A 15,302-nucleotide genomic window follows, 5' to 3' on the forward strand; every position below is an offset into this window, starting at 1 on the left:
GATGGTGACGTTCGCACAGGCGCAGGAGCGCGCCGAGGAGTGGGTCAACGGCGAGCTGCCGGCGTACCAGCACCGTGAGGTGCGGGTGCGGGAGTTCGACCTCGGGTTCGTGGTGTGGGCCGAGGACCGGGCGGACGGCCCGCGTTCGGACGGGGGTGCGCAGCGGCTGGTGATCGCCCGGGACAGCGGCGAGGCGACGTTGTGGCCCTCGCTTCCGGTGGGCGAGGTGATCCGCCGGTACGAGGAGGAGTACGGCCGTCCGGACGAGGCGGAGGCGGCGGCTCCGGCGCCTGCGGCGCGGGTGGACCTGAACCAGACGTCATTCTTGTTGAGTCCGCCGGAGTGGTTGCAGGAGGCGGCGGACCGGATCGGCATTCCGGATCGCCGGCGGGGCGACCAGGAGCACGGTGACACGGGGGGCGCCGGGGGCACTGGTAGCGCTGGTGGTGCTGGTGGTGCGCTTCCCGAGACTCAGGCCGGGGTGCCTTCGGCTCCCGCTGCACCGGCATCGGCACCGGCGGGCGGCTCGCCCGGGAGCGGTGCCGGGTGGCCGGCCGCGGACGCCGGGTCGGATGCCGGTGGCTCCGGCGCGGGTGCGCCGAGTGTCCCGAGTGCGCCGAGTGCGCCTGCCGGGGCGACGCCCTGGGCGGGGACGGACACCAACGCGGACGCCGGTGAGGACCGTTCCGTACCGCTGCCCCAGACCGTGTTCGCGCCGCCGTTGAGCGGTGCCGACGACGACACGCCGCCGCCGTCCACGACGCCGGACGCCAAGACCGCGCTGATGTCGGGCGGCAGCGGGCTTCCGCCGACGGCGCTCGCGCCGGCCATCGACGACCCGAACGCGCCCGGTGCGCCCGCCGGCCCGGGCACGCCGCCGCCCGCAGCCCCGGCGCCGCCCGGGGCCGGGCCGTCCAACGGTCCTGGGGCGTCCGCCACGCCGTCCCGGCCGCTCGCGTCGAACGCCGGGGACATCGCCGACGCCGCGACCAGCAAGGCGACGCCGCCCCGCCGTGGTGGTGGCTCGACCACGCCGCCCCCGCCGAGCGCCCCGGGAGTGCCGGGGGCGCGTCCGGTGAGCCCGCCCGCGCCGTCGGGTACGCCCGCGCCGGGGACTCCGGCGGGGGGCTACGTGCCGACGCAGTTGGTGTCGTCGCTCGGTCCCGAGGGCCCGGGCGGCCCGGGTACGCCGCCTCCGCCCAGTGCCCCGGGCACCCCGCCGCCCCACGCGCCGCAGCCTCCGGCCGGTGCGGGCGCGCCGGGTACGCCGCCTCCGCCGAGTGCGCCCGGGGCGCCGGGTGGGACGCCGCCGGGCGGGGTGCACCACGCCGCCACGATGCTGGCCGACCCGGGCCGCACGGGCGGTGCCCCGCAGCCCCCCGGCCCGCCCGGCCCGCCCAACCCCCCTGGTCCGCCCGGGCCTCCCGGTGCTCCGGGTGCGCCCGGCGCGCCTTCCGGCCCCGGCATGCCGCCGCCTCCCCCGGCCGCTCCCGGTGCGCCGGGCTCCGCGGGAGGTGCGGGCGGTGCCGTGCACCACGCGCAGACCGTGCTGGCCTCGCCCTCGGTGGGCGGCCCCGGCGGCATCGGTGCGCCGCCGCCCCCGCCGCCCCCGCCGCCACCGCCCGGTGCCGTGCCGCCGCCGCCCGGGCAGCCCGTGCCCGGTCCGCCGCAGGCGTACGGCTATCCGCCGCAGCCCACCGGTCAGCCGACCGTCGGCCCCGGCTACCAGGCCGTACTGCGCTACCGCGCCCAGGACGGTTCCGAGCAGCAGCTGATCCGGCGTTCCGCGCCGGGGACGCCGCACCCGGAGTGGCAGATCTTCCACGAGCTGCGGTCCATGAACGTGCCGCCGGACCAGGTGCTGGAGCTGCACACCGAGCTGGAGTCCTGCGAACTGCCGGGCGCGTACTGCGCGCGGATGATCCGGGAGCAGTGGCCGCAGGCGCGGATCACCTCGATCGCGCCGTACGGGCTGGACCACGCGAGCCGGCAGCAGGGCATGCAGCAGTTGCTGGCGCACCAGGGCGAGCTGCACCAGGTGGCCGACGGGCCCGCGCGGCCGGCGCCGGTGCGTGCTCCGCTGCCCCCGGTGCAGCCGGTGCCGCCGGTTCCGCCGGAGGCCATCGGGCAGGAGCTGGCGGGCGCGTTCGGTCCCGGGGTCTTCCGGTTCGAGCAGGCCGCGGTGTCCCGGCAGGGTGTGCCGCCGGTCGTGGCGCACACGCTGGTGGCCGCGGGGCTGCCGATGGACATGGGCCCGTTCTTCTGGGCGCAGGCCCAGCCGGGGCGCCCGGTGCCGACGCTGGCGGAGCTGGCGGCCGAGCGCGGGGTGCAGCCGGCCTCGGACGCGGGGTCGTACCTCGTCGTGGGCAGCGACTTCGGCCGGGCGATCTGTGTGCAGTACGGGACGGCGGCCATCGTGGCGGTTCCGGTGGAGGCGGGTCCGGGCGGTGCGCCCGTGCCGCCGCAGTTCGTGAACACGGGGCTGCCGGAGTTCGCGCGCTGCCTGGCGCTGCTGGGCCGGATGTGGCGGCTCAGGTTCGGTCTGAACCAGGAGCAGGCGGGCCGCTGGACGGTGGACTTCCAGGCGCAGCTGGCCGCGCTGGACCCGGCGGCGCTCGGGTCGCCGGAGAGCTGGTGGTCCGTGCTGCTGGAGCAGATGTGGGACGGGCTGCTGTGAGGCGTTCGCGCCGCTGACGTACCCGACGGGCGGGGCCCGGTCGACCTGTGAGTCGACCGGGCCCCGCCCGTTTGTGTGCGGTGTGTCGGATTATGTGGGCTTACATCTGGTCCATAAAGTCGGTCAGGTCCGGGTGATGCGGCAGGTTCACCACAAGCGTGACGCGAAGGGTGATTCAGGGGTGATGAGCGTGAGCGGTGCATCGGCTTCTCCCCACGGTTTCGTGACCGTACGCGGGCGCGAGCGCGGTTACCGTCCCGAGCAGGTGGAGGCGTACGCCGCGGCCCTCTCCGAGGAGCGCGACGCGGCCTGGGAGCGGGCCGCCCGGCTCACCGTGCTGGCCAGGGAGATGGAGGAGGACCTGGGCGACCTGGAGGAGGTGGTCGCGCAGCTCGCCCCGCAGGACTACGAGGTGCTGGGGGAGCGCGCACGGGACCTGTTCCGGCTCGGCGAGGAGGAGGCGGAGGCGGTACGGGAGCGGGCGCGCGGTGCCGCGGCGGAACTGCTGGAGGACGCGCGGGCGTACGCGACCGGTGTGCGGGATGCGGCACAGGCGCATGCCGACGCCGTACGCGCCGAGGCCGACGAACGGGCCGGGCAGCGGCTGCTCGCGGCGCGCGCGGAGGCCGACGAGGCGCGGATCGAGGCGCGGCGCGAGGTGAAGGCGGGGCGCGCGGAGGCGTTGTCCGCGCTGCGCGAGATGCGCAGGCGCAGCGCCGGTGCGGTCGCCGAGCAGAGCAAGGAGCTGGCCGAGCGGTGGGCCGACGCCGAGCGGGCCGAGGAGGAGCGCGCGCGGGCCCTGGACGCGCATCATGAGGAGTTGGTGGCGCGCGCGGAGCAGGCACTGCGCGACGCCGAGCAGGAGCTGGCCGACGCCGGGGAGGCGGCCGAGCGGCGGCAGGAGGAGGCCCGGGCCCGGGCGGCCGAGGTGGTCGCCGAGGCCCGGGCGTGCAGCGAGCGCATCGCCCGCGACACGGAACGGGTGCTGCGCGAACACGGGGAACGGTGGGACGAGTTGCAGGCCCACATGGCCTCCGTACGGAGCAATCTCAGCTCGCTGACGGGGCGGGCGGTGGAGTGATGCCCAGGCAGTGGGCCGGGCCGGTGGGCCGGGACGGACCGCCGACGGGCAGGTCTGCGGTCCGCCCGTGCCGGAGCCCGCGCCCGTGCCGCGGTCAGTCGCCCCTGCGGACCGCGCCCGCCAGGATCCAGCCCTCCACCGCCTCGTAGTGCCGGCGCTGTTCCTGCGCCTTGCGCCGACCGGAGAGCATCGTGCCGAGCCAGCCGCAGGCGAAGCCCAGCGGGATGGAGACCAGGCCCGTCGTGGTGAACGGGAACCAGTTGAAGTCGGCCTCGGGGAAGGCGGAGACCGGGGAGCCGGAGACGAGGTTGGTGCCCGGCATCAGCAGCAGCACGGCCAGTGAGCCCCCGATGAGGGTGCTCAGCAGCCCGGCGCGTGTGTAGCGGCGCCAGAAGAGGCCGTAGACCAGGGCGGGGGCGATGGCCGAGGCGCCCAGGCAGAAGGACAGGGTCACCAGCGGCTGGAGGCTGCGGTGCTGGACGAGGGTCGCCAGGGCGATCGCGGGGACGCCGACGGCCAGCGCGCAGAGGCGGGCGAGGGTCATCTCGCGGCGCGGTGACATCTCCCGCACGCGGGCGGCGAAGACGTCGTGGGCCAGGGAGTTGGCGCAGGCGAGGATCATGCCGCCGACGGAGGCGAGCAGGGTGAGGAAGACGGCCGTGGTGACGGTCGTGAACAGGAACGTTTCCGCGGTGGAGACCCGCGCGCCGAAGGCAGCCTGCGAGCCCAGCAGGTAGGCGGTGTTGCCCTGCGGGTCGATCCCGGCGATGACCGACCGCCCCACCAGCGCCGTCGCGCCGAAGCCGACCACCGTGACGACCAGCACGAACAGCGCCACGCCGGACACCGCCCAGGACATCGAGCGGCGCACCTGGCGGGCGGAGGAGGCGGTGTACATGCGCATGGTGACGTGCGGGAGGCAGGCGCCGCCGAGGACGACGGTGAGCTGCGAGGAGATCATGTCCGCGTCCGGGTGGGGGCCGCCCGCGAACTGGAGCCCGGAGTTCAGGAACGCCGGACCCGCGCCACTCTTGTCCGCCGCCGCGTCGAACAGCGCGCCCGGGTCCCAGTCGAAGCGGTGCAGGATCAGCGCGGCGACCACGAGGCCCGAGCCCAGCAGCATCACGATCTTGAGGATCTGGATGAGGGCGGTGCCCTTCATGCCGCCGATCGCCGCGTATCCGATCATCAGCACACCCAGACCGATGATGCAGCCGGTCTGCAGCGTCTCACCGGAGAAACCGAGGACGAACGCGAGCAGTTGGCCGGTGCCCGCGAGCTGTACCAGCATCAGCGGCAGCAGCGCCGCCAGGGTCACGGCGCAGGCCGTGATGCGCACGCCGCGCCCCGGCATCCGGCGGGCGAGCGCGTCGCCCATCGTGAACCGGCCCGCGTTGCGCAGCGGTTCGGCCAGCAGGAACATCAGCAGCATCAGGGACAGCGCGGTGCTGAGCGCCAGCACGACGCCGTCGTGGCCGAAGAGGGCGATGACACCGCCCGTGCCGAGCACGGAGGCCGCCGAGATGTAGTCCCCGGCGATCGCGAGGCCGTTGCGCATGGGGGACAGGGAGCCGTACCCGGTGTAGAACTCGTCGAGGTCGTCCCGGTCGGGGCCGGTCATCACGCACAGCAGCAGCGTGACGGTGGCGACGGCGGTGAAGCCGACCAGGGACATCGTCTGGGCGTTGCCGCTGAACTCCGTCACCGTCCCGCCTCCCGCCGGGCGTCCAGCGCGGCCTCCTTGCGGATGCGGTCCGCGAGCGGGTCGACGCGGCGCCGGGCGGTGTACTCGTACAGCGCGATCGCCAGCCAGGTGACGGGGAGTTGGACCAGGGCGAGCAGCAGGCCGGTGGGCAGCCCGGCGACGGAGGTGCCGGTCATCAGCCCGGGCGCATAGGCGGACAGGAGCAGGAACAGCGTGAAGTAGCCGAGCGCGGTGAGCGTCGCGGTGCGCCGCTGCCGGCGGTAGGCGCCGCGCAGGATCCGCAGGTCGCTGTGGTGCCCCAGCGGGTCGCGTCGGGGTGCGCGGCGGGTGGTGGGGCGGGGGTGCGGGGCGTACGGGGGCGGGGGCGGCGGCGGGCGGTGCGGGTACGACGGGGACGGGTCGTAGGTCATCCCGGTTCTCCTTGTGCGGCTTGGGTCCGAGCGGTGGACCGCAGGAGGTGGGGGTGGGGAGCCACGCACGTTACTCGCGGGTTGGGCAGCACGCTGCGTTTTGGCCGAACTGGTCGGTCGGTATGTACCCGGGCCCGCGCCCCCGCCGCTTCCGCTTGCCCCTGACGTCGCGTGAGGGTGGACACTCGATGCGTCCCGAGGTGGAGGACGACCCCGAGACCCGCTCCACCGAAGGGTGGACTGCCCCTAGGGGTACCTCCGTACTACGGGTCGGGGAGGGTTCGTACCGACGGAGGACGAGAGGGGCCCCGCGGCGTCCTTAGTCTGGCTTTACGCCGCTGGGGGGCGGTGAACCGGACCCTCGGGGGTGGGGTTTTCCTCAGGAGAAGACTGCGCTGAACACCAGCGCGGTCGACCCCCGGCTCCGGACAGACTCTTCGAGACGGCAGCGCGGCGCCCGCACCACAGCACACCACGACGATCGCGGCACCGGCGGCTCACTCGATGACCGACATAGGAGACTTGACATGACATCGGCCGTAAGTATTCCCACGCACGGGAGCACTGGAGGGCGTACGGCCGTTGCCGCGCGAGCGCGGCAGGTCGTGAAGGCCTACGGATCGGGCGAGGCCCGGGTGGTCGCCCTCGACCACGTCGACGTGGACATCGCGCGCGGCCAGTTCACCGCGATCATGGGCCCTTCGGGGTCCGGCAAGTCCACGCTGATGCACTGCCTGGCCGGTCTGGACACCGTGACCAGCGGGCAGATCTACCTCGACGAGACCGAGATCACCGGTCTGAAGGACAAGAAGCTCACGCAGCTGCGCCGGGACCGGATCGGCTTCATCTTCCAGGCGTTCAACCTGCTCCCGACGCTCAACGCGATCGAGAACATCACGCTGCCCATGGACATCGCCGGCCGCAAGTACGACCGCGCCTGGCTGGACCGGGTGGTGGAGACCGTGGGGCTCGCCGGGCGGCTCAAGCACCGGCCCACCCAGCTCTCCGGCGGCCAGCAGCAGCGGGTCGCGGTGGCGCGTGCCCTCGCCGCCCGCCCGGAGATCATCTTCGGTGACGAGCCGACCGGAAACCTGGACTCGCGCGCGGGCGCCGAAGTGCTCGGCTTCCTGCGCCGGTCGGTCACCGAACTGGGCCAGACCATCGTGATGGTCACCCACGACCCGGTGGCCGCCAGCTACGCGGACCGGGTGCTGTACCTCGCCGACGGCCGGATCGTGGACGAGATGTACAAGCCGACCGCGGAGGCCGTCCTCGACCGCATGAAGGACTTCGACGCCCGGGGGCGCACGTCATGACCGTCGTGAAGACCTCGATGCGCAACTTCTTCGCGCACAAGGGCCGCATGGCGCTCTCGGCGGTGGCGGTGCTGCTGTCCGTGGCGTTCGTGTGCGGCACCCTGGTGTTCACCGACACGATGAACACCACCTTCGACAAGCTCTTCGCGGTCACCTCCTCGGACGTGACGGTCGCCCCGAAGGGCGCCGAGGCCGAGGACACCCCGCAGAACGGGGTGCCCGAGTCGCTGCCGGCGTCCACGCTGGAGAAGATCCGTTCGGCCGACGGCGTGAAGTCCGCCGAGGGCGCGGTCGTCTCGATGAACGTGACCGTCGTCAACGCCGACAACGACAACGTGGGGGCCACCAGCGGCGCTCCGACCCTCGCCGGGAACTGGACCAGGAACGATCTGCGGTCCATGGAGATCACCTCGGGACACGCCCCGCGCGGCCCGACCGAGACGATGGTCGACTCCGACACCGCCGACAAGCACGACCTGAAGATCGGCGACGAGCTGCGCACCATCGCGCAGACCGGCGACTTCAAGGCCAGGATCGTCGGCATCGCCTCCTTCACCGTCACCAACCCCGGTGCCGCGGTCGTCTACTTCGACACCCCCACCGCCCAGCGTGAACTGCTCGGCGGCCCGGACCGGTTCAGCCAGTTCAACGTCACCGCCGCCTCCGGTGTCACCGACGCGCAGCTCAAGCGGAACGTCGCCGGCGCACTGGGCGACACGTTCAAGATCCAGACGGCCAAGGAGGCGTCGGACGAAGGCCGCGAGGACGTCGGCGAGTTCATGGACGTCATCAAGTACGCCATGCTCGGCTTCGCCGGGATCGCGTTCCTGGTCGGCATCTTCCTGATCATCAACACCTTCTCCATGCTGGTCGCCCAGCGCACCCGGGAGATCGGCCTGATGCGGGCCATCGGCTCCTCCCGCCGACAGGTCAACCGCTCGGTGCTGGTCGAGGCGCTCCTCCTCGGCATCGTCGGTTCGGTCCTCGGTGTCGCCGCCGGTGTCGGCATCGCCGTCGGCCTGATGAAGCTGATGTCGGCGGCGGGCATGAACCTGTCCACCGACGACCTGACCATCAAGACGGCGACCCCCGTGATCGGCCTGATCCTGGGCGTCGTGGTCACCGTCCTGGCCGCCTACCTGCCCGCCCGCCGGGCCGGCAAGATCTCCCCGATGGCCGCCCTGCGCGACGCCGGCACCCCGGCCGACGGCAGGGCCGGCTGGATACGCGGCCTGATCGGCCTGGTGCTCACCGGCGCCGGCGTCGCCGCCCTGCTCACGGCCGCCTCCGCCGACAAGGCGAGCGACGGCTCCCTGATGCTCGGCGCGGGCATCGTGCTCTCCCTCATCGGCTTCGTCGTGATCGGCCCGCTGCTGGCCGGCTTCGTGGTCCGGGTGATCAGCGCGGTGCTGCTGCGGGCCTTCGGACCCGTGGGCCGCCTGGCCGAGCGCAACGCCCTGCGCAACCCGCGCCGCACCGGAGCCACCGGCGCCGCCCTGATGATCGGCCTCGCACTGGTGGCCTGCCTGTCCGTCGTCGGCTCCTCCATGGTCGCCTCGGCGACCAGCGAGCTGGACAAGACGGTCGGCGCGGACTTCATCGTCCAGGGCAACCAGCGGATCGTGCCCCCGGCCGAGAAGGCCATGACCGACACGCCCGGCCTGGAGCACGTCACCCGCTACAAGGTGCTCGACGCCACGCTGACCACGCCCGACGGCAAGACGGACGACGACGGCGTCACGGCCGCCGACCCCACCTACGCGGAGGACGTGCGCCGCGTGACGACGGAGGGCAAGCTCTCCGCGGCCTACGGCACCGACGCCATGTCGGTCGGCTCGGACTACGCCGCGAAGCACGGAGTGCACGTCGGCGACACCCTCTCCGTCGCCTTCAAGGGCGGCGAGACCGCGAAACTCAAGGTCGCCGCGATCACCAGCGACGACGTCGCCATCGACCAGGGCGCCCGGTACATCGGCATCGAGACGATGAAGAAGTACCTGCCGGCCGAGAACGTCCCGCCGAACACGATCATGTTCGCCAAGGCGAAGGACGGCCAGGCCGACCAGGCGTACGCCGCGCTGAAGAAGTCGCTGGACGCCTACCCGCAGTACCAGGTGGCCGACCAGACCGACTACAAGCAGGAGCTGAAGGACCAGATCGGCCAGCTGCTGAACATGGTCTACGGCCTGCTCGCCCTCGCGATCATCGTCGCCGTCCTCGGTGTGGTGAACACCCTGGCGCTGTCGGTGGTGGAGCGGACCCGGGAGATCGGTCTGATGCGGGCCATCGGCCTCTCCCGCCGCCAGCTGCGCCGCATGATCCGCATGGAGTCCGTGGTCATCGCCCTCTTCGGTGCCCTGCTCGGCCTCGGCCTGGGCATGGGCTGGGGCGCCACGGCCCAGAAGCTGCTCGCCCTGGAGGGCCTCAACGTCCTCGACATCCCCTGGCCGACGATCATCGGTGTCTTCATCGGCTCGGCCTTCGTGGGCCTGTTCGCCGCCCTGGTTCCGGCCTTCCGGGCGGGCCGCATGAACGTCCTGAACGCCATCGCGACGGAGTAGCACCCGACCCGAAAGCCACCGCACACGGGGGTTGCGGGGGAGAGCCCGGCGCCGACGTCCAGGGGACGCAGGCGCCGGGCCTCTTTTGCGGTCACTTCCGGACCCGCCGAGTGGCCGGCGTCGTCCACAGCCCCCGACGCCGTCGAGCAGACCGACGTAACCTGGACACCCCCGACCCTCACCGAGTCGGGCTACTCGTGTTGCCCCACCCCAGGACGGAAGCGCCCCCTCCATGAGCCTGCACGGTCTGCTAGACGCCGTCGTCAAGGACACCGCCCTCGCGGAAGCGATCTCGGCGGCCGCAGACGGCAACCGCATGCACGTCGACCTGGTCGGCCCGCCCGCCGCCCGGCCCTTCGCGATCGCCGCCCTGGCCCGCGAGACGGGCCGCCCGGTGCTGGCGGTGACGGCGACGGGACGTGAGGCGGAGGACCTGGCGGCGGCGCTGCGCTCCCTGCTGCCGCCCGAGGGCATCGTGGAGTACCCGTCCTGGGAGACCCTCCCGCACGAGCGGCTCAGCCCCCGCAGCGACACCGTCGGCCGCCGCCTCGCCGTCCTGCGGCGCCTGGCCCACCCCCGCCCCGACGACCCCGAGACCGGCCCGGTCTCGGTCGTCGTCGCACCTGTACGCTCCGTGCTCCAGCCGCAGGTCAAGGGCCTGGGCGACCTGGAGCCGGTGGCCCTGCGCACCGGGCAGAGCGCCGACCTGGAGCAGGTCGTCCAGGCGCTGGCGGCAGCGGCGTACGCGCGGGTCGAGCTGGTCGAGAAGCGCGGCGAGTTCGCCGTGCGCGGCGGCATCCTGGACGTGTTCCCGCCGACCGAGGAGCATCCGCTCCGGGTCGAGTTCTGGGGCGACGACGTCGAGGAGATCCGCTACTTCAAGGTCGCCGACCAGCGTTCCCTGGAGGTCGCCGAACACGGCCTGTGGGCCCCGCCCTGCCGTGAGCTGCTGCTCACGGACGACGTACGCGAGCGCGCCCGGGTCCTGGCCGAGGACCATCCCGAGCTGGGCGAGCTGCTCGGGAAGATCGCCGAGGGCATCGCGGTGGAGGGCATGGAGTCCCTGGCCCCGGTCCTCGTGGACGACATGGAGCTGCTCCTGGACGTGCTGCCCAAGGGCTCGATGTCCCTGGTCTGCGACCCGGAGCGGGTGCGCACCCGGGCCGCCGACCTGGTGGCGACGTCCCAGGAGTTCCTCCAGGCCTCCTGGGCGGCCACCGCCGGCGGAGGCGAGGCGCCGATCGACGTGGACGCGGCCTCCCTGTGGTCGATCGCCGACGTCCGGGAACGGGCCCGCGAGCTGGACATGATGTGGTGGTCGGTCTCGCCGTTCGCCGCCGACGACGCGCTGGACGACGCCGACACCCTCAAGCTCGGCATGCACGCCCCCGAGACCTACCGGGGCGACACCGCCAAGGCGCTGGCCGACACCAAGGGCTGGCTCGCCGACGGCTGGCGCGCGGTCTACGTCACCGAGGCCCACGGCCCCGCCTCCCGCACCGTCGAGGTCCTCGGCGGCGAGGGCATCGCCGCCCGCCTCGACCACGACCTCGGCACCCTCAGCCCCTCCGTCGTGCACGTCTCCTGCGGCTCGATCGACCACGGCTTCGTCGACCCGGCCCTCAAGCTCGCCGTGCTCACCGAGACCGACCTGACCGGCCAGAAGGCCGCCGGACGCGAGGGCGCCCGGATGCCAGCCCGGCGCCGCAAGACCATCGACCCGCTCACCCTGGAGGCGGGCGACTACATCGTCCACGAGCAGCACGGCGTCGGCCGCTACATCGAGATGGTGCAGCGCACCGTCCAGGGCGCCACCCGCGAGTACCTGGTCGTGGAGTACGCCCCCGCCAAGCGCGGCCAGCCCGGCGACCGCCTCTACATCCCCACCGACCAGCTGGAGCAGATCACCAAGTACGTCGGCGGCGAGGCCCCCACCCTGCACCGCCTCGGCGGCGCCGACTGGACCAAGACCAAGGCCCGCGCCAAGAAGGCCGTCAAGGAGATCGCCGCCGACCTGATCAAGCTCTACAGCGCGCGGATGGCGGCGCCGGGCCACGCGTTCGGCGCGGACACCCCCTGGCAGCGCGAGCTGGAGGACGCCTTCCCCTACGCGGAGACCCCGGACCAGCTCACCACCATCGCCGAGGTCAAGGACGACATGGAGAAGACGGTCCCGATGGACCGCCTGATCTGCGGCGACGTCGGCTACGGCAAGACGGAGATCGCGGTCCGCGCCGCCTTCAAGGCCGTCCAGGACGGCAAGCAGGTCGCCGTGCTCGTCCCCACCACCCTGCTGGTGCAGCAGCACTTCGGGACGTTCAGCGAGCGCTACGCCCAGTTCCCGGTGAACGTGAGGGCGCTGTCCCGCTTCCAGAGCGACACCGAGTCGAAGGCGACCCTGGAGGGCCTGCGCGACGGCTCGGTGGACATCGTCATCGGCACCCACCGCCTGTTCTCGGCCGAGACGAAGTTCAAGGACCTCGGGCTGGTCGTCGTCGACGAGGAGCAGCGCTTCGGCGTCGAGCACAAGGAGCAGCTCAAGAAGCTGCGCGCCAACGTCGACGTGCTCACCATGTCCGCGACCCCCATCCCGCGCACCCTGGAGATGGCCGTCACCGGCATCCGCGAGATGTCCACGATCACCACCCCGCCGGAGGAGCGCCACCCGGTGCTGACCTTCGTCGGCCCCTACGAGCACAAGCAGATCGGCGCCGCCATCCGCCGCGAGCTGCTGCGCGAGGGCCAGGTCTTCTACATCCACAACCGCGTCGAGTCCATCGACCGCGCGGCGGCCAAGCTCCGCGAGATCGTCCCCGAGGCGCGCATCGCCACCGCCCACGGCCAGATGTCGGAGCAGGCCCTGGAGCAGGTCGTCGTCGACTTCTGGGAGAAGAAGTTCGACGTGCTGGTCTCCACGACCATCGTCGAGTCCGGCATCGACATCTCCAACGCCAACACCCTCATCGTCGAGCGCGGCGACAACTTCGGCCTCAGCCAGCTGCACCAGCTGCGCGGCCGCGTCGGCCGAGGGCGGGAGCGCGGCTACGCGTACTTCCTGTACCCGCCGGAGAAGCCCCTGACGGAGACCGCGCACGAGCGGCTCGCCACCATCGCCCAGCACACCGAGATGGGCGCGGGCATGTACGTGGCGATGAAGGACCTGGAGATCCGGGGCGCGGGCAACCTGCTCGGCGGCGAGCAGTCCGGCCACATCGCCGGCGTCGGCTTCGACCTGTACGTACGGATGGTCGGCGAGGCCGTCGCCGACTACCGGGCCTCCCTGGAGGGCGGTGTGGAGGAGGAACCGCCGCTGGAGGTCAAGATCGAGCTGCCCGTCGACGCGCACGTCCCGCACGACTACGCCCCCGGCGAGCGGCTGCGCCTCCAGGCGTACCGGTCCATCGCCTCCGCCAACAGCGAGGCGGACATCAAGGCCGTGCGGGAGGAACTCGTCGACCGGTACGGCAAGTTGCCCGAGCCGGTGGAGAACCTGCTGCTGGTCGCGGGCCTGCGCATGCTCGCGCGGGCGTGCGCCGTCGGCGAGATCGTGCTCCAGGGCAACAACATCCGTTTCGCGCCCGTGGAGTTGCGCGAGTCCCAGGAGCTGAGGCTCAAGCGGCTCTACCCGGGCAGCGTCATCAAGCCGGGCACGCACCAGGTGCTCGTACCGCGGCCGAAGACCACGAAGGTGGGCGGCAAGCCGCTGGTCGGGCGGGAACTGCTCGGCTGGGTGGGCGAGTTCCTCACCTCGATCCTGGGTTCCTAGCCCGCACACGGGAAGCCGTCCACGGGAACAGTTCCGTGGACGGCTTCGACGTGTCCGAGTTACGGGGAGCGGCTACTGCCGCTCCCGGCCGCCGCCCTGCTCGCGCCCGAAGCCGAGCTTGCCCTCGGCCTGCTGCTGCGCGGCGTCGACCTGCTTCTCGTACTTGCCGCCGGTCCTCTGGTTGGCCTGGCGTTCGGCGGTGTCGGACATCTTCCTTGACTTGTCCTTGTCCTTGCCCGCCATGCTCTTCATCTTGTCGAGGATGCCCATGCAGAGCTCCTTCCGAGACGTGACTCACTGTCGACCGTACGACAGATATGTCTCGTGTGCCCACTAACGCCCATTTAAGGCCCCCTATGGCCGAGACCTCTCCCTCGCTACGGTGGTGGCCGCGAACGGCAAGGGGAGGGGCGCGCATGAGGCGGCACAGCAGGATCCGTACCGGATGGGCCGCCGGGGCGGCCCTCGCCCTGGCCCTGGTGACCGGCTGCGAAGGCCTGGACGCGGGCGACGGCGCCCCGGCCTCGGGCGGCGGCGCCGAGGCCCCCGCCTCCGGCCACGCCGTCAGCCCGCTGGACAACCCGGACGGCACCGAACCGGGCCTCGCCCCGGTCACGGGCGACAGTCCGCAGGCGGCGGCCCGCAAGCTGATCGACGGACTGAAGACCAAGGGGCGCGGCCCCAGGACGGGGTACGACCGCGACGAGTTCGGCTACGCCTGGATGGACACCGCCGACGGTGTCCCGCTCGCCCGCAACGGTTGCGACACCCGCAATGACCTGCTGAAACGCGACGGGCAGCAGGTGCGCTTCAGGTCCGGCTCGGATTGCGTGGTCATCGCGATGACGCTGGACGACCCGTACACCGGGACGAGTGTCGAGTGGCGCAAGCAGAAGGCGAGCGAGGTCCAGATCGACCACGTCGTGCCGCTGTCCTACAGCTGGCAGATGGGTTCCTCGCGCTGGCCCGAGAACAAGCGGGAGCAGCTGGCCAACGACCCGCTCAACCTCCTCCCCGTCGAGGGCCGCGCCAACTCCGCCAAGCGCGACTCCGGGCCGGCCTCCTGGCTGCCGCCCGCCAAGTCGATCCGGTGCGCGTACGCCGTCCGCTTCGCCCAGGTCGCCGTCAAGTACGAGCTGGCGGTGACCGAGGCGGACCGGTCGATGATGTCGAAGCAGTGCCGGGGCTGACGCCTCTGCCGCGCCGGTGTCGTCAGCGCCCCGGGGGGCCGGGCGGAGCCGGTGAGCGGTTGGCGCGGTCCGGTGCTCAGAACTGGCCGTTGCCGAGCAGTTCGCCGTCGGCGTCGTAGATCGTGACGAGGCCGTTCTCGCTGTCCTTCCAGTCGGCGAACGCCGAGGCGAGGAGCTTGGCCGGGCCCATGCCCTCGCCCATGATGCCGCCGGTGAAGTCGGTGTAGACGTCGGCGGCGTCGAGGATGTCGTTCTGCTCGTCGGCGCCCTGCACCTTGGTGACGTGGGAGACGGCGTCCTTCTCCTCGGGCGTGCCGTTCTTGCGCACGAACGCCTTGAACTGCTCGGCCTGGGACGCCTTCTCGACGGCCTTGTCCTCGGCGGGCTTCGCGTCGGACGCGCCGTCCGTCTTCGCGCCGCCGCCCGCCTTCTCGCCCGAGCTCGCGGAGGTCCGGCCGTCGCTCTTGGCGTCGCCGTCCCCGTCGCCCGAGTTCGCCGACAACGCGCCGATGACGGCGATCCCCACCACGGCACCCAGCGCGATCTTGGTCTTCATGCCCATGACGTCAGTCCTCTCCCCAGAGACAAGTCAATCG

Annotated in this window: 10 protein-coding genes; 6 read left to right on the plus strand and 4 right to left on the minus strand. The window is 72.5% G+C overall.

Translation table 11 applies throughout. From position 1 onward, the window contains the following. The first annotated feature begins 1 nt into the window (after nt 1). Nucleotides 2–2,677, plus strand: coding sequence for an SUKH-4 family immunity protein (locus ACZ56V_RS32995; protein WP_468947321.1), 2,676 nt, complete (start codon nt 2–4; stop codon nt 2,675–2,677). Between the two features lie 190 nt (nt 2,678–2,867). Further along, a complete protein-coding gene (locus tag ACZ56V_RS33000; protein ID WP_468947323.1) occupies nt 2,868–3,758 on the plus strand; it encodes a cellulose-binding protein in 891 nt (296 codons plus the stop codon). 94 nt (nt 3,759–3,852) lie between these two features. Here the strand turns inward: ACZ56V_RS33000 and ACZ56V_RS33005 are convergent, their stop codons facing one another. Next, nucleotides 3,853–5,433, minus strand: a complete 1,581-nt coding sequence (locus ACZ56V_RS33005) for a sodium/solute symporter (RefSeq protein WP_468947390.1) — start codon at nt 5,431–5,433, stop codon at nt 3,853–3,855. 26 nt (nt 5,434–5,459) lie between these two features. Continuing rightward, nucleotides 5,460–5,873 (minus strand): DUF485 domain-containing protein, encoded by a 414-nt coding sequence (locus tag ACZ56V_RS33010; RefSeq protein ID WP_398915643.1) that lies wholly within the window; start codon nt 5,871–5,873, stop codon nt 5,460–5,462. A gap of 527 nt (nt 5,874–6,400) precedes the next feature. Here ACZ56V_RS33010 and ACZ56V_RS33015 point away from each other — a divergent pair. The 3 genes from ACZ56V_RS33015 (at nt 6,401) to mfd (ending at nt 13,516) form a co-directional block, all read left to right on the plus strand. Next, nucleotides 6,401–7,189, plus strand: coding sequence for an ABC transporter ATP-binding protein (locus ACZ56V_RS33015; protein WP_468947325.1), 789 nt, complete (start codon nt 6,401–6,403; stop codon nt 7,187–7,189). Beyond that, complete coding sequence (locus tag ACZ56V_RS33020; protein ID WP_398915645.1) at nt 7,186–9,750, plus strand: ABC transporter permease; 2,565 nt, start codon at nt 7,186–7,188, stop codon at nt 9,748–9,750. The genes ACZ56V_RS33015 and ACZ56V_RS33020 overlap by 4 nt, the downstream gene beginning before the upstream one ends. 232 nt (nt 9,751–9,982) lie before the next feature. Then, a complete protein-coding gene (mfd, locus tag ACZ56V_RS33025; protein WP_468947327.1) occupies nt 9,983–13,516 on the plus strand; it encodes a transcription-repair coupling factor in 3,534 nt (1,177 codons plus the stop codon). Nucleotides 13,517–13,588: 72 nt separating this feature from the next. Here mfd and ACZ56V_RS33030 read toward each other — a convergent pair whose 3' ends face one another. After that, the gene (locus ACZ56V_RS33030; protein ID WP_467379749.1) at nt 13,589–13,786 is read right to left on the minus strand and encodes an antitoxin; all 198 of its coding nucleotides are present in this window, start codon (nt 13,784–13,786) and stop codon (nt 13,589–13,591) included. Nucleotides 13,787–13,932: 146 nt separating this feature from the next. On the opposite strand from ACZ56V_RS33030, the gene ACZ56V_RS33035 reads away from it, so the two are divergent. Then, nucleotides 13,933–14,706: an HNH endonuclease family protein gene (locus tag ACZ56V_RS33035; protein WP_467379751.1), complete on the plus strand. Its 774-nt coding sequence runs from the start codon at nt 13,933–13,935 to the stop codon at nt 14,704–14,706. 76 nt (nt 14,707–14,782) lie between these two features. Here ACZ56V_RS33035 and ACZ56V_RS33040 read toward each other — a convergent pair whose 3' ends face one another. Further along, nucleotides 14,783–15,268, minus strand: a complete 486-nt coding sequence (locus tag ACZ56V_RS33040) for a hypothetical protein (protein ID WP_467379753.1) — start codon at nt 15,266–15,268, stop codon at nt 14,783–14,785. Nucleotides 15,269–15,302: the final 34 nt, after the last annotated feature.

It is taken from the genome of Streptomyces sp. NPDC034099 (genome assembly GCF_055575415.1).